At 71.6% G+C, this 13,216-nt stretch carries 17 protein-coding genes; 9 read left to right on the top strand and 8 right to left on the bottom strand.

The window, feature by feature from the left end; all coding sequences use genetic code 11:
- Positions 1-30: 30 nt before the first annotated feature.
- Together QL987_RS03315 and QL987_RS03310 are read left to right on the top strand one after the other, a co-directional pair.
- Positions 31-918, top strand: a complete 888-nt coding sequence (locus QL987_RS03315) for an SDR family oxidoreductase (RefSeq protein WP_290156248.1) — start codon at positions 31-33, stop codon at positions 916-918.
- Positions 919-958: 40 nt separating this feature from the next.
- On the top strand, positions 959-1,141 hold the full coding sequence (locus tag QL987_RS03310; protein ID WP_290156247.1) for a hypothetical protein: 183 nt from the start codon (positions 959-961) through the stop codon (positions 1,139-1,141).
- 91 nt (positions 1,142-1,232) lie between these two features.
- On the opposite strand, the gene QL987_RS03305 is transcribed toward QL987_RS03310, so the two are convergent.
- The 3 genes from QL987_RS03305 to QL987_RS03295 are packed head-to-tail and all read right to left on the bottom strand — an operon-like array spanning position 1,233 to position 4,188.
- Positions 1,233-1,721 carry a DUF4396 domain-containing protein gene (locus QL987_RS03305; RefSeq protein ID WP_253466256.1) on the bottom strand — a complete coding sequence of 163 codons (489 nt, stop codon included), beginning with the start codon at positions 1,719-1,721 and terminating at the stop codon, positions 1,233-1,235.
- Positions 1,718-3,955 carry a heavy metal translocating P-type ATPase gene (locus tag QL987_RS03300; RefSeq protein ID WP_290156246.1) on the bottom strand — a complete coding sequence of 746 codons (2,238 nt, stop codon included), beginning with the start codon at positions 3,953-3,955 and terminating at the stop codon, positions 1,718-1,720. The genes QL987_RS03305 and QL987_RS03300 overlap by 4 nt, the downstream gene beginning before the upstream one ends.
- Before the next feature lie 5 nt (positions 3,956-3,960).
- Positions 3,961-4,188 (bottom strand): heavy-metal-associated domain-containing protein, encoded by a 228-nt coding sequence (locus tag QL987_RS03295; RefSeq protein ID WP_111075197.1) that lies wholly within the window; start codon positions 4,186-4,188, stop codon positions 3,961-3,963.
- Between the two features lie 96 nt (positions 4,189-4,284).
- Between QL987_RS03295 and QL987_RS03290 the strand changes: the two genes are divergently transcribed.
- Positions 4,285-4,611: a metal-sensitive transcriptional regulator gene (locus QL987_RS03290; RefSeq protein WP_290156245.1), complete on the top strand. Its 327-nt coding sequence runs from the start codon at positions 4,285-4,287 to the stop codon at positions 4,609-4,611.
- A 117-nt stretch (positions 4,612-4,728) separates the two neighbouring features.
- A complete protein-coding gene (locus QL987_RS03285) occupies positions 4,729-5,187 on the top strand; it encodes a DUF4383 domain-containing protein (RefSeq protein WP_111075199.1) in 459 nt (152 codons plus the stop codon).
- A gap of 115 nt (positions 5,188-5,302) precedes the next feature.
- On the opposite strand, the gene QL987_RS03280 is transcribed toward QL987_RS03285, so the two are convergent.
- On the bottom strand, positions 5,303-5,659 hold the full coding sequence (locus tag QL987_RS03280) for a VOC family protein (RefSeq protein WP_110903888.1): 357 nt from the start codon (positions 5,657-5,659) through the stop codon (positions 5,303-5,305).
- Between the two features lie 153 nt (positions 5,660-5,812).
- Between QL987_RS03280 and QL987_RS03275 the strand changes: the two genes are divergently transcribed.
- Positions 5,813-6,112 carry a Dabb family protein gene (locus tag QL987_RS03275; RefSeq protein WP_111075201.1) on the top strand — a complete coding sequence of 100 codons (300 nt, stop codon included), beginning with the start codon at positions 5,813-5,815 and terminating at the stop codon, positions 6,110-6,112.
- Positions 6,113-6,326: 214 nt separating this feature from the next.
- The gene (locus QL987_RS03270; RefSeq protein ID WP_290156244.1) at positions 6,327-7,538 is read left to right on the top strand and encodes an NAD(P)/FAD-dependent oxidoreductase; all 1,212 of its coding nucleotides are present in this window, start codon (positions 6,327-6,329) and stop codon (positions 7,536-7,538) included.
- Positions 7,539-7,610: 72 nt separating this feature from the next.
- Here the strand turns inward: QL987_RS03270 and QL987_RS03265 are convergent, their stop codons facing one another.
- From QL987_RS03265 to QL987_RS03255, 3 genes are all read right to left on the bottom strand, one after another.
- Positions 7,611-8,072, bottom strand: coding sequence for a BLUF domain-containing protein (locus QL987_RS03265; RefSeq protein ID WP_290156243.1), 462 nt, complete (start codon positions 8,070-8,072; stop codon positions 7,611-7,613).
- 124 nt (positions 8,073-8,196) lie between these two features.
- Positions 8,197-8,364 carry a hypothetical protein gene (locus QL987_RS03260; RefSeq protein ID WP_181439277.1) on the bottom strand — a complete coding sequence of 56 codons (168 nt, stop codon included), beginning with the start codon at positions 8,362-8,364 and terminating at the stop codon, positions 8,197-8,199.
- Positions 8,365-8,399: 35 nt separating this feature from the next.
- Complete coding sequence (locus tag QL987_RS03255; protein ID WP_290156242.1) at positions 8,400-10,127, bottom strand: AMP-binding protein; 1,728 nt, start codon at positions 10,125-10,127, stop codon at positions 8,400-8,402.
- 156 nt (positions 10,128-10,283) lie between these two features.
- On the opposite strand from QL987_RS03255, the gene QL987_RS03250 reads away from it, so the two are divergent.
- Complete coding sequence (locus QL987_RS03250; RefSeq protein WP_290156241.1) at positions 10,284-11,276, top strand: helix-turn-helix domain-containing protein; 993 nt, start codon at positions 10,284-10,286, stop codon at positions 11,274-11,276.
- A 9-nt stretch (positions 11,277-11,285) separates the two neighbouring features.
- Here the strand turns inward: QL987_RS03250 and QL987_RS03245 are convergent, their stop codons facing one another.
- Positions 11,286-11,624: a hypothetical protein gene (locus tag QL987_RS03245; RefSeq protein WP_290156240.1), complete on the bottom strand. Its 339-nt coding sequence runs from the start codon at positions 11,622-11,624 to the stop codon at positions 11,286-11,288.
- Between the two features lie 130 nt (positions 11,625-11,754).
- On the opposite strand from QL987_RS03245, the gene msrA reads away from it, so the two are divergent.
- Together msrA and QL987_RS03235 are read left to right on the top strand one after the other, a co-directional pair.
- On the top strand, positions 11,755-12,276 hold the full coding sequence (gene msrA / locus QL987_RS03240) for a peptide-methionine (S)-S-oxide reductase MsrA (protein WP_111075207.1): 522 nt from the start codon (positions 11,755-11,757) through the stop codon (positions 12,274-12,276).
- Between the two features lie 352 nt (positions 12,277-12,628).
- Positions 12,629-13,198 (top strand): alternate-type signal peptide domain-containing protein, encoded by a 570-nt coding sequence (locus QL987_RS03235; protein ID WP_221849754.1) that lies wholly within the window; start codon positions 12,629-12,631, stop codon positions 13,196-13,198.
- The last annotated feature ends 18 nt before the right edge of the window (positions 13,199-13,216 follow it).

Here is a 13,216-nt window from a genome sequence, read left to right as displayed (position 1 = left end):
CTCCAGTCAGCCCGAGAGGACAGTGAGAGCATGAGCCAGTACGAGAAGCACGATCCGACCACGCTGTACCCGGTCCCGCCGTTCCCGAAGCAGGAGCAGTCGCTGCCCGGGGCCGCGTGGAAGATGGACCCGAAGCCGGACCACGGCGAGGAGAGCTACGTCGGCAAGGCCCGGCTGGAGGGGTTCCGCGGCATCGTCACGGGCGCCGACTCCGGCATCGGCCGGGCCGCCGCCATCGGTCTCGCCCGGGAGGGCGCCGACCTGGTGCTGTCCTACCTGCCCGACGAGCAGCAGGACGCGGAGGAGGTCCGCGACCTGCTCGCGGGCGAGGGCCGGAAGATCGTGCTGTTCCCCGGTGACATCTCGGACGAGCAGTACTGCATCGACCTGGTGCAGAAGGGCGTCGACGAGCTCGGCGGCCTGGACACCCTGGTGATGGTCGCCGGCCGGATGGACAGCAACGACGACATCCTGACCCTCGACACGTCGATGTTCGACTCCACGTTCAAGACGAACATCTACTCGCTGTTCTGGCTGACGAAGGCCGCGGTCCCGCACCTGGAGCCCGGCTCGACGATCGTCACGACGGGCTCGATCCAGGCGTCCACCCCGTCGCCGGACAAGATCGACTACGCCGTCTCGAAGGGTGCGATCAAGCTCTTCACCGAGGCGGTCGCCCAGCAGCTCGCGCCGAAGGGCATCCGCGTCAACTCGGTCGCCCCGGGTCCGGTGTGGACGCCGCTGCAGCCGGGTTCGGACGACGCCGAGACGGTGTCGACCTTCGGACAGCAGGCACCGTACGGCCGTCCGGGTCAGCCGGCCGAGCTGGCCGCGGCGTACGTCCACCTGGTCAGTCCAGAATCGAGCTACCAGTCCGGTTCCACGATCACGGTCGCCGGCGGCACGCCCGCCTTCTGAGCCCGATCCGAGTCCGGCCAGCACTGCGAAGGAGCACACGATGAGCAACGACACCACGGCGCACGACCCCGAGGGCACGCCGAAGCCGGACGGACTCGGCGACGACGGGACCGTCCCCAACGAGCCCGGCGGTGTGGCGGCCGGGTTCACCGGTGACGACTCGCACTTCAACCCGGAAGAGGACGCCGCCGACGGCGACACCGACGGCGACTCCGACGCCTGACCGGACGGCGCACACGCGCGGACCGCATGACGGGAGGCCCGGTACCAGCTGGTACCGGGCCTCCCGTCATGTCATCGGTGCGGTGGTGCGGTCAGTGGTGCCCGTGCACCTTCGCGTGCCCGAGCCCTCGGCGCATCAATGCGCGGTTGACCGGGGTCGTGACGACGAAGGCCAGGGCGAGGGACAGCGCGAGCGAGCCCCAGAACAACCACTGGTCGAGCTGCGCGTCGAGGGCGCCCGGGATCGCGACCACGACCGTGTTGTCGATGACCTCCATCACCGCGATCGACACGGTGTCGGCGGCGAGCGCGACCCGCAGTGCGGCGCCGAGCGACAGGCCGGAGCGGAGCACCCCGCGCATGGTCAGGGCGTAGCCGAAGACGAACGCCAGCACGATCGACAGCACCACGGTGCCGACGTTGTGCAGCCCGGTCGCGGTGCCGATCACCATGCCGAGGACCTCGCCGATCGCGCACCCGGTCAGGCAGTGCAGGGTGGCCTGGGCTGCCATCGACCACGTGGTGGTGCCGTGGCCGCTCATGTCGCCGTGGCCGCTCATGTCGTCGCTGTGCCCGCTCACCGGGCGCTCCCGTCGACGGAACGGAACCGGCGGAGGCGCAGGCTGTTGGTCAGCACGAAGACCGACGACAGCGCCATGGCGGCCCCGGCGATGACGGGGTTCATCAGCCCGGCCATGGCGAGCGGGATCGCGGCGACGTTGTAGGCGAAGGCCCAGAACAGGTTCGTCCGGATGGTGCGGAGGGTCCGGCGCGACAGCCGGACGGCATCCACCGCGGCCCTCAGGTCGGCACGCACCAGGGTGATGTCGGCGGCCTCGACGGCGGCGTCCGTCCCGGTGCCCATCGCGATGCCGAGGTCCGCGGCGGCGAGTGCGGCGGCGTCGTTCACGCCGTCGCCCACCATCGCGACGGTCCGGCCGGCGGCCTGCAGCTCGGTGACGATCCGGTACTTGTCCTCGGGTCGGACGCCGGCGGTGACCCGGTCGATGCCGACCTCGGCGGCGACGCGCTCCGCGACCCCGGCGGCGTCCCCGGTGAGGAGCATGGTGTCGAGGCCGAGCTCGTGCAGCCGACGGACGGCTTCGGCGGCTCCGGGCGCGACGGTGTCCTCGACGACGACGAGCCCGCGGACCCGGCCGTCCCAGGCGACGGCGACGGTGGTCCGTCCGGCGGTCTCGGCTTCGGTCGCCGCGGTGGACAGGGACTCGGGCATGGTGACCGACCAGGCGTCGCGGAGCCAGGACGGGCGGCCGACCAGGACCAGCATGCCGTCCACGAGCGCCTGGACACCGAGTCCGGCGGTGGATGCGAAGGACTCGGGACGGGCCTCGGAGCCATGGCGGTCGGTGCCCGCGGCGCCTGCGGTGACGACCGCGCGGGCGATCGGGTGCTCGGACCCGGATTCGGCGGCGGCCGCGGCACGGAGGACGGCGTCGGCGTCCTCGCCCGTGGCGGGCAGGACCTCGGTCACGCGCATGGTGCCGGTGGTGACCGTGCCGGTCTTGTCGAGCAGGACGGTGTCGATCCGGCGGGTGGCCTCGAGGACCTGCGGCCCGCGGATCAGGATGCCGAGCTGCGACCCACGACCGGTGCCGACCAGCAGCGCGGTCGGTGTCGCGAGCCCGAGCGCGCAGGGGCAGGCGATGACGAGGGTCGCAACCGCGGCGGTCATGGCGGCCTCGACGTCACCCGTGAGCACGAGCCACCCGACCAGGGTCAGGGCGGCGAGTCCGAGCACGACGGGGACGAAGACGCCGGAGACCCGGTCGGCAAGGCGCTGGACGTCGGCCTTGCCGGTCTGCGCCTGGGTCACGAGGGTGCCGATCCGGGCGAGCTCGGTGTCCGCGCCGACCCGGACGGCCTCGACGGTGAGCAGGCCGCCGACGTTGACGGTCGCACCGGTCACCGCGGTGCCCGGGCCGACCTCGACGGGGACGCTCTCCCCCGTCATGACGCTGGTGTCGACCGCGCTCGTGCCGTCGACGACCGTGCCGTCGGTGGCGATGCGCTCACCGGGGCGGACGACGAACCGCTCGCCGACGCGGAGGGACGCGGCCGGGACCTCGACCTCGCGGCCGTCACGGAGCACCCGGGCCGTGCTGGCACCGAGGGCGAGCAGGGCGCGGAGGGCGGCGCTCGACCGGGTCTTCGCGCGGCCCTCGGCGTACCGGCCGGCGAGCAGGAACACCGTCACGGCGGCCGCGACCTCGAGGTACGGCTCCGGGGCGGCACCGCGGGGGGCGGTGAACGCGAAGGTCATGTGCATGTCGGGTCCGCCGGCACCGCCGAACACCAGCGCCCAGAGGGACCAGAGCCCGGCGGCCACGATGCCCAGGCTGACGAGGGTGTCCATCGTCGCGGATCCGTGCCGGGCGTTCAGGGCGGCGGCGCGGTGGAAGGGCCAGGCCCCCCAGGTCGCCACCGGGGCGGCGAGCACGAGCGCGAGCCACTGCCACCACGGGAACTGGAACGCCGGCACCATCGACAGCGCGACGACCGGGACCGCCAGGACGGTGGAGACCACCAGGCGTCGGCGGAGCGGGGCGAGGGCGTCCACGTCGGGCTGCTCGGGCTCGGGGCGGCGGGCGCCGTAGCCGGCCTGCTCGACGGTGGCGATGGCGTCGTCGACCGCGGTGCCGTCGGGCAGCGAGACCGTCGCGGTCTCGGTGGCGTAGTTCACGGTCGCGGAGACGCCCGGCATCCGGTTGAGCTTGCGCTCGATGCGGTTCGCGCACGAGGCGCACGTCATGCCCTCGATCGCGAGCTCGACCGGAGCCGGGGTCGTCGTCGCCACCGGGCTCAGCGCTCCGCCAGGGTGTAGCCGGCCTCGTCCACCGCGGCGTCCACGGCGGTGTCGTCCAGCGGCTCGGTGCTCGTCACGGTCGCGGTGGAACGGCCGCCGGCGACCAGGTCGACCCGCACGTCGGTGACGCCCGGCAGCTCCCGGAAGGCTTCGTCGATGCTCATGACGCAGTGCTCGCACGTCATGCCGTCGATGCCGTAGGTCGCGGTCTGCTGGTCGGTCATCCGGTCCTCCTCGTCTCACCCGTCGGACGGGTACGCTGCTCGCATACCCTCAGGGGGTACCCCTACCGTAACGCCGACGAGGAGGATCTGTTCCCGATGAGCGAAGAGACAGCGCAGACCGAGCACCACGAGCCCGCGCACCACCACGGCTACATCTCCGCGAAGGACGACTACCGCAAGCGCCTGCGCCGGATCGAGGGCCAGGCGCGCGGACTGCAGCGCATGGTGGAGGACGAGGAGTACTGCATCGACATCCTCACCCAGGTGTCCGCGATGACGAAGGCGCTGCAGGCGGTGTCGATGGGGCTGCTCGAGGACCACCTGCGCCACTGCGTCACCGACGCGGTCGCCCGGGGCGGCGACGAGGCCGAGGCGAAGATCCAGGAAGCCACATTGGCCATCAAGCGCCTGGTCCGGTCCTGACACCCCTTCCTCGTGTACTGCTGGGTTCTCCCACCAAACCGACTGCTGGTCCACTCCGAATGTCCTGCGAGGCGCATGGCAACCGACCGCGTCGACTCCTGACGAAGGGTTCCCCTGATGACCACCAACGCATCCGCACGCTCCGGCTACGGCACCACGCTCACCCAGAAGGGCGCGCTGCTCTTCGGTGTCGTCTTCATCATCGTCGGCATCGCCGGCTTCATCCCCGGCCTGACGATGGACATGGGCACCATGTCGGTCGGCGGCAACGACTCGATGGCCAAGCTGCTCGGCATCTTCCAGGTGTCCGTCCTGCACAACATCGTCCACCTGCTGTTCGGCATCGTCGGCCTGCTCGCCGCCCGCTCGCACGGCTTCGCCCGCCAGTACCTGCTCATCGGCGGCATCGTCTACGCCGTGCTCTTCATCTACGGCCTGTTCACCGCCGGCATGGCCAGCGCCGCGAACTTCGTGCCGCTGAACGTCGCCGACAACGTGCTGCACCTGGTCCTCGCCGTCGCGATGATCCTGCTCGGCATCGTCCTGCCCCGCGCCGGAGCCCGCACCGCCCGCTGAGTGCGGTGACGGTCCGCGCACCGCGCTGACCACATGACGGGAGGCCCGTGACCAGCTGGTCACGGGCCTCCCGTCATGCGGTCCGACCGTGCGACGTCGCACGGCCGGTCCGTCGTCAGCCCTGCGGCGGCGAGTACAGCTGCAGGTCGTTGCCCTCGCTGTCCTTGAAGGGGATGATCTTGCCCCACGGGTGCTCGCTGATCTCGCCCTGGATGTCCGCGCCGCGCTCCTTGAGCGAGGCCACCTCGTCCTCGATGCTGCCGTCCGGCTGGAACGAGACGACCGCGCCGCCGTCACTCGACTGGCTGGCGGACTCGCGTCCGTTGAGGCCGATCATCAGCCCGCCGGCGTCGATCTCGCTCCAGTCGTCGGACTGATCCTTGACCGTGAGACCGAGCGTGTCGCGGTAGAACGCGACGGCGCGCTCCATGTCGCTGACCGGGACCCAGACTGCTGCGACTCCACTTGCCATGGTGTTTCCTCTCGTCGTGGTGTGCCCTGGACGCTAGGCCGCCGGGTGTCCGCGACGACCCAGCCCCGCACCGGTTCGGGGTACGCCCAGCACGGCGGCGGAGGCTCGGGGTGATCGCCGCCGTCGGTGCGCGACCCCGACGGGAGGACGACCATGACCGAGATCGTGCACGTGGTGCTCGTGGACTGGGACGGCGAGGACGGCACCGCGCCGGAACGCGCGAGCGCCCTGGTCGCCGAACACCTGCCGACCATCGACGGCGTCGTGTCCGTCACCTCGGGGCCGAGCGTCAGCCCCGAGGGGCTCGAGGGCGGGTTCGACTGGGCCCTCGTCGTCCGGTTCCGCGACGCCGCCGCCCGGGACGCCTACCTGCCCCACCCGGCGCACCAGCCGGTGGCGGACCACATCGGGGCGCGGAGTGCGCGGGTGGTCGTGTTCGACGTCGCGGGCTGACCAGGCAGACGGACAGGAGGCCCGTGGGGCGGTGTCGCCACGGGCCTCCCGTCTGACTGCCCGGCTTCTCAGTGCGGCTGGTCCCGCTTCGCCGTACGATCGTCTTGCCGGAACGTCCGCGTCACGCATCGAGCAGGTCGTGTGCAGGCCGCAGCGAGACGACGCGATCACGGCTGATCGACTGGTCCCTCACCGACACGAACGGGTTCACGGCATGCATGCAGTCATCGTCGGGGGCGGGATCGCCGGCTTCGCCGCCGCCATCGCCCTGCATCGAGCCGGGGCCGACCCGACCGTCCTGGAACGCACCGCCGGGTTCGCGGACGATGTCGGATCGTGGCTGCAGGTCGCCAGCAACGGAGTGGCAGCGTTGCGCGAACTCGGTCTCGGAGCAGCCGTGTCGGCGATCGGGGTCCCGACGCCGCGACTGCAGACGTTCGACCCGCGAGGGCGTCTGACCGCGGACCTCCCGCTCGGGCTGCAGGACGACGGAGTGACGACGCGTTCGCTGGACCGAGCCGATCTCTACCGACTGCTCCGCACGGAGGCGCAACGACGAGGCATCACGGTCATCACCGGAGCACGTGTGCTGAGCGCCGTCGACGAGGGGAACCGGGCGAGCGTGCTCACCGAGACGTCCGAGCGCTTCACGGCGGACGTCGTCATCGGTGCGGACGGTGTCGGCTCTGCCGTCCGACGCACCTTCGGAGGCCACGGGCCCGGGACGGACGACGCGACGTCGCGGGAGGTCCTGGCCCCGGTCGTCAGCATCGGGGGCCGGTACTCCGGCAGCGGACTCACCGAGAGCGAAGCCGGGACCACCGGAACGCTGCAGTTCCGGTTCGGCAGGGAGTGTTTCGTCAGCACGCTGCGGGTCGACGTGTCGACCGTCATGTGGTTCGCGAACCCACGCCTCAGCACGGTGGCCGGGGGCGTGCGCGTCGCCGTGGGCAGGAGCGGCCCGGAGTGGGTCGCGGAGCTCCCGCGTCTCGTCGGGCGGGACGTCCTGCCGCTCGCGGCACTGTCGGCGGGGTCTCGGAGCGTCGACGTGTGGGCGTCCCGGACCACCCCGCGTCCGGTGCGGTGGGGGCGCGGACGGGTGGTCCTGATCGGGGACGCGGCGCACGCGATCCCACCGACCGCCGGGCAAGGTGCTTCCCTGGCGCTCGAGGACGCCGTCGTCCTCGGTTCACTGGTCGCCGGTGGGACCCCGGCGACGACCCTCGCGGTCCGGATGCAGGAGCTGCGGAGTCGCCGCGTCGACGCCATCACACGGCAGGGGGAGCTGCTGGACAAGAGCAAGACACTCGGCGTGGTGGGGTCGGCGCTCCGCGATCGGCTGGTCCTGCCCGGCGCTGCGTTGGCGGCACGCCGAGCGCGCGTGGGACCGGCGGCGTGGATGTACCGGTTCGACCCAGCGACCTGACCCAGGACGCGGACGACTGACGGGAGGCCCGTGGCGGTGTCGCCACGGGCCTCCCGTCCGTCCGTGGCCGGGTCAGCCGGCGGTGCGGAACCGGTCCGGTCGCGCCTGGAACCACCGGATCAGCTCACGGAGTGCCGGTGAGGCGTTCGAGGGTACTGCGTCCGGGGCGGGGGTCTCGGCGGAGATCGACTCGACGTCGTCGAACGTGGAGCGGTAGCCGGGCACGTCCTGCAGGTCGGTCTCGGAGGTCGGCGCGAACGCCATCGTCCACTGCGGGAACTGCCGCTCCTCGATGACGTCCTCGAGCAGCATCGTCACCTTCGTGTGCCGCGGGTCGGTCTTGATCGTGGCCATCTTGGCGCGCACGGCTGCATCCGGGCCCTCGAGCAGCTGCAGGAAGTAGCCGTTGCGGAACAGCAGCATGCCGGTCACGTCGTTCTGCTCGTTGGCGGTGCGGCTCTGCGAGAGCAGGCCGGCGAGGTCGGCGTCGTCGAACGAGTCCGTCGCGACGCTGGAGTAGATCAGCGACAGCATCAGAGGGCACCGCTTCCGGTCGGGGAGGCCCGACACACCCGCGGAGGACGGGTGAGGAACCGGATGCCAGCGAACTCCGGCGCGGCTGGGAGCCGGGCGTCGCTGTCCGCTGAGCGGCGGCGGGTCAGCTCTGCTCGGGCTCCGCCGGCTCGCCGCCGGAGTCCACGTCGCTGTCCTGCTGGGGGTCCTCGGTGGCGTTGCCCGAGGCGGACCCGTCGGGGAGCTCCTCCGTGCGTCGTGCGTCTTCTTCGCTCACGCCGTCCGGGCCGGTTCCACTCAGTGCATCACTCATGACGGGGACGCTACGCCGACCCGGTGGACGCCCGGTCAGTCCTCGCGTCGGCCGGTGCGCAGGCCGTCGAACTGGTCGTCGCGCCACTCCCCCGCGACCGGCGGACCACCGGCGGCCTCCTGCTCGCGGGCGCGGAGCTCGACGCGGCGGATCTTGCCCGACACCGTCTTCGGCAGCGCGCCGAACTCCAGCCGGCGGACGCGCTGCCAGGCGGGCATCGCGGTGCGGGCATGGGCCAGGATGCTCCGCGCGGTCTCGGCCGTCGGTTCCCACCCGGCCGCGAGCGTGACGTACGCCTTGACGACGTTGAGCCGGGACTCGTGCGGAGCCGGGACGACCGCGGACTCGGCGACCGCGGGGTGCTGGAGCAGAGCGCTCTCCACCTCGAACGGCGACACCTTGTAGTCGGAGGACTTGAAGACGTCGTCGGTCCGGCCGACGAAGGTCAGCGAGCCGTCCTCGTGCCGGGTCGCGACGTCACCGGTGTGGAAGTACCCACCCCGCAGGGCGTCGTCGGTCCGCTCCGGGGCGCCGAGGTACCCGGCCATCAGGTTGACGGGGCGGGTCGTCAGGTCGAGGCAGACCTCGCCCTCGGTGACGCCGGCCTCGCCCGTGACCGGGTCGAGGAGCTCGATCGCGATGCCGGGCAGGCCGTGGCCCATCGCCCCCGGACGGACGGTGTCGCCCGGGGCGTTGCCCACGATCGCGGTGGTCTCGGTCTGCCCGTAGCCGTCACGGATGGTCCGACCCCAGGCCTCCTCGACCAGGCGGATCACCTCGGGGTTCAGGGGCTCGCCGGCGGAGACGACCTCACGGAGCGCACGCGGACGGGCGCCGAGGTCGGCCTGGATGAGCAGGCGCCACACGGTCGGCGGGGCACAGAACGAGGTGACCTCGGCCCGCTCCAGCTGGTGCAGCAGGGCGGCCGGGTCGAAGCGCTCCTGGTTGTGCACGAAGACGGTGGCCTCGGCGATCCACGGGGCGAAGAAGCAGCTCCACGCGTGCTTGCCCCAGCCGGGCGAACTGATCGCCAGGTGTACGTCGCCGGGCTGCAGACCGATCCAGTACATCGTCGTGAGGTGCCCGACCGGGTACGAGGTCTGCGTGTGCACGACCATCTTCGGCTTGTCGGTCGTCCCCGACGTGAAGTACACCAGGCAGGGGTCGTCGGACGCGGTGACGACCTCCGGACGCCATTCGTCAGCCGGTGCCGGTTCGCCGAGGTCGTCCGGGTAGGTCGTCCAGCCGTCCGCGCTGCCGCCGACGACGATGCGCGTGAAGTCGCCCGTGACGTCGGCGTACTTCGGGGTCTCGCGGAGCGTGGTCACCACGTGGGCCACCTGACCGCGGTCGACGCGGTCCTGCAGGTCCGCGGCGCCGAGCATGGTCGAGGTCGGCAGGATCACGGCGCCGACCTTCATCACGGCGAGCATCGACTCCCAGAGCTCGAGCTGGTTGTCGAGCATGAGCAGGACGTGGTCGCCCTTGCCGACGCCCAGGTCGTGCAACCGAGCCGCCAGCCGGTCCGATCGGGCGGACATCTCGGCGTAGGTGGTGTGCGACTCGCGGCCGTCCTCCTCGACGATCACGAGTGCCTCGCTGTCGTTGCCCTGCGCGATGACGTCGAACCAGTCGATCGCCCAGTTGAACGTCTCGCCGACGTCGGGCCAGCGGAAGTCACGCCGCGCGGCCGCACTGTCGGAGCGGGCGTGCAGCAGGACGTCTCGGGCGGCGCGGAAGGCGGAGGCGGGTTCGGTGCGCATCCTCTGACCTTGCCCCATCCCGCTCGTGATGCACAGCAGGACACCTCGGATAGCGCATCGGGACGTCGTGAGTCAACCCCTCGCGGACAGACCGTCGCCATCCGTACGGTCTCCGATGGCGTGCTCCGTCTGCACGCCCGGACGGAGAGGAAGCGGATGACCACGATCGACGACACCGCGCCCGACCGTGCGGCGGACGACGACCGCAGCACCGTCCGGCTCGAGGCCGCCGGCGGGTCCCCGGCCGCGGCCGTCGTGGACCTCAGCGGCTTGTACGCCGGGCGACACTGGGCAGCGCGCAGCACCGGCCGGCCCTTCTCGTACCGCTACACCGCCGTCGGCGACGCGGACGTCACGTTGCGGCGGTCGCAGATCTCCGGCTCGATCCGCGGCCTGATCCCGGTGTCCGACGACTACGTCGTGCAGTGGCTGACGGCCGGCAACGGGATCCCCGACGTCGTCCACGACCGCGTGCCGATGGTCGACGACGTCCCGATGCTCTTCCCGACCGCCCGCGAGTTCGTGTTCGCGTACGAGGACTACGACCAGCGTCTGGTGCACATGTCCCGCCGCCTGGTGCACGAGGTCGCCGACGAGCTCTTCCACACCGGTCCGGTCCCCGATCTCGGCATCGACCACCTGCGCACCCTCGACCCAGCCGCCGTGACGCGGTGGCGGAACAGTCTGTCGCTGCTCTCGCGTGAGTTGCGTGTCGGCGGTGTGGAGAGCCTCCTGTGGCACACGCTCACCCGTGAGACCGCCGCGGCGTTCCTCCGGATGTACCCGCCGACCGTGACCGCCCTGCCGCCGGCCGTGCTCCTGCCGAGGCGGGCGCGCCTCCGGGCCGCCGTCGAGCACGTGCACGCGCACGCGGCCGAACCCCTCACCGTCGCCGACGTCGCCGGGGCCGCGGGGCTCAGCGTCCGCGCCACCCAGGAGGCGTTCCAGCGCCACATCGGGATGACCCCGCTCCGCTACCTGCAGCACGTCCGTCTCGAGCGGGTCCGCCAGGAGCTGCTGCAGGCCGACCCGACCACCGTGTCCGTGCAGGCGATCGCACGGGCGTGGGGGTTCGCGCACCTCGGTCGGTTCTCGGCGGCCTACCGGAACGCGTACGGCGAGTACCCGCGGAACACCCTGCGCCGCTGACGAGCCGTCTCAGTCGAAGCCGTCGAGCCCCTCGGCCTGCAGGTCCGGGTCCTCGTGCACCGGCCGGACGGGTCCGGCCAGCACCGCCAGACGCCGTACCTGCGCGATGAAGCCCGCGTCGTCGACTCCCGCGTCGCGGTCGTCGTCGGTCGCCGGCCCGACGGTGATCAGGCTGGCCGGACCGAGCAGCAGCGTCTCGACGACGGGCCGGCCCTCGTCGTCGAAGGTCGGCACGTCGATGGTGTCGGTCTTCCCGTTCCCGCCCAGCACGGCGGCGTACCGGATGACGGCGTCGGCAGCACCGTCGGTGGTCCGGATCGCCCGGCCGGCGTAGTGGATGTCCTTCACCGGCCCAGTGAACGCAGCACCGGATGCGCTCGGTCCCAGACTCGGGCCGACCCATCGTGGAACACGCAGGGGTTCCTCGGTGTTGCACCCGGTACTGTCGCAGCCAGCGTCACGAACCACGGAGGTACCGATGACCACCACCGAGACCGCGATCCTCGCCGGCGGATGTTTCTGGGGAGCACAGCAGCTGCTCCGCCGACGCCCGGGCGTCATCAGCACACGCGTCGGCTACTCCGGCGGCGACGTCCCCAACGCCACCTACCGCAACCACGGCACGCACGCCGAGGCCGTCGAGATCGTCTTCGACCCCTCGGTGATCTCGTACCGCGAGCTGCTGGAGTTCTTCTTCCAGATCCACGACCCGTCCACCAAGGACCGGCAGGGCAACGACGTGGGCGTCAGCTACCGTTCGGCGATCTTCTTCGCCTCGGACGAGCAGCGTGACGTCGCCCTCGACACCATCGCCGACGTCGACGCCTCGGGCATCTGGCCCGGCAAGGTCGTCACCGAGGTCGCTCCGGTCGGCCCGTTCTGGGAGGCCGAGGAAGAGCACCAGGACTACCTCGAGAAGGACCCCTACGGGTACACGTGCCACTTCGTGCGCCCGAACTGGGTGCTCCCGAAGCGCAGCGAGACGGCCGCCACGGCCTGACGCCCAGCGCGAGCACGGACGAGACGGGAGGCCCGGTACCAGCTGGTACCGGGCCTCCCGTCCGTCGTCCTGCTCAGGGTGAAGCTGGCAGAGTGCCTGGCTGGCGGATGCAGTCCGCACAGAGGCGATTCCCATGTCATACTCAGCGAAGCAGCCCGATCGGCCGTCCGGCCGACCACTGCTCGCAGGGATTCGTCTCCTGCACTTGCCGCTCCCAGCAGGTCGAGCACCACGTCCACCGGTCGATGCGCCGGTCCCGCAACCACGGGACCAGGCTGCCGTCAGCTCCTCGAGCTGTCAGACACGGACGCGGTCGACGCAGATCGACGTTCGACGTCGTAGAGGGCACACCATGAAGAAGATCATCACCGCCACCGTCATCGGCGCCGCCGGCGTCGCACTCCTCCTGGGCGGCGCGGGCACCTTCGCGCTCTGGAACTCCAGCGCCGAGACCGCCGGGGGCACGATCGTCGCCGGTGCCCTCGCCATCAAGCCCACCGCCCAGGCGGCGTCGTGGACAGTGAACGGCGGCTCCCCGCTGTCGACGCTCGACGGGTACCCGATCGTCCCCGGCGACGTCGTCACCTACTCGCAGGACATGATCGTGTCGGCGAACGGCAAGGGGCTGACCGCGAAGCTCGCCGTCGACCCGGCCTCGGTCGAGGCGACCTCCACGAGCGCACCCGCCGACGTCGCCCTGGCGAAGTACCTGTCGACGAACGCCGTCCTCACGGCGACCGGTGACGGCGTCTCCGGGACGTCGGCGCCCTACACGGTGACCGGACAGACCGGCCACGAGCAGGACGTCCGCGTCGGCGTCACCATCACCTTCCCGAAGAGCGACACCGCCGGGGTCGAGGACGGCACCCAGAACGGTTCCGTCGACCTCGACGCCATCGCCGTCACCCTGACCCAGGCGTGAAGCGCGGGTGCCGAGGTG

This window comes from Curtobacterium sp. APC 4022, assembly GCF_030407555.1.
In the GTDB taxonomy this organism is placed as follows: Bacteria; Actinomycetota; Actinomycetes; order Actinomycetales; family Microbacteriaceae; genus Curtobacterium.
Note: the sequence above shows the minus strand (reverse complement) of the source record. Positions and strands in the feature narration are given on the sequence as shown.

Coding starts and splice junctions, on each gene's coding strand:
- QL987_RS03290 (WP_290156245.1), top strand. CDS start 4,285: ATGAGCGAAGAGACAGCGCAGACCGAGCACCACGAGCCCGCGCACCAC.
- QL987_RS03265 (WP_290156243.1), bottom strand. CDS start 8,072: ATGCTGTCGCTGATCTACTCCAGCGTCGCGACGGACTCGTTCGACGAC.
- QL987_RS03310 (WP_290156247.1), top strand. CDS start 959: ATGAGCAACGACACCACGGCGCACGACCCCGAGGGCACGCCGAAGCCG.
- QL987_RS03315 (WP_290156248.1), top strand. CDS start 31: ATGAGCCAGTACGAGAAGCACGATCCGACCACGCTGTACCCGGTCCCG.
- QL987_RS03235 (WP_221849754.1), top strand. CDS start 12,629: ATGAAGAAGATCATCACCGCCACCGTCATCGGCGCCGCCGGCGTCGCA.
- QL987_RS03260 (WP_181439277.1), bottom strand. CDS start 8,364: ATGAGTGATGCACTGAGTGGAACCGGCCCGGACGGCGTGAGCGAAGAA.
- QL987_RS03285 (WP_111075199.1), top strand. CDS start 4,729: ATGACCACCAACGCATCCGCACGCTCCGGCTACGGCACCACGCTCACC.
- QL987_RS03280 (WP_110903888.1), bottom strand. CDS start 5,659: ATGGCAAGTGGAGTCGCAGCAGTCTGGGTCCCGGTCAGCGACATGGAG.
- QL987_RS03275 (WP_111075201.1), top strand. CDS start 5,813: ATGACCGAGATCGTGCACGTGGTGCTCGTGGACTGGGACGGCGAGGAC.
- QL987_RS03270 (WP_290156244.1), top strand. CDS start 6,327: ATGCATGCAGTCATCGTCGGGGGCGGGATCGCCGGCTTCGCCGCCGCC.
- QL987_RS03250 (WP_290156241.1), top strand. CDS start 10,284: ATGACCACGATCGACGACACCGCGCCCGACCGTGCGGCGGACGACGAC.
- QL987_RS03295 (WP_111075197.1), bottom strand. CDS start 4,188: ATGACCGACCAGCAGACCGCGACCTACGGCATCGACGGCATGACGTGC.
- QL987_RS03255 (WP_290156242.1), bottom strand. CDS start 10,127: ATGCGCACCGAACCCGCCTCCGCCTTCCGCGCCGCCCGAGACGTCCTG.
- msrA (WP_111075207.1), top strand. CDS start 11,755: ATGACCACCACCGAGACCGCGATCCTCGCCGGCGGATGTTTCTGGGGA.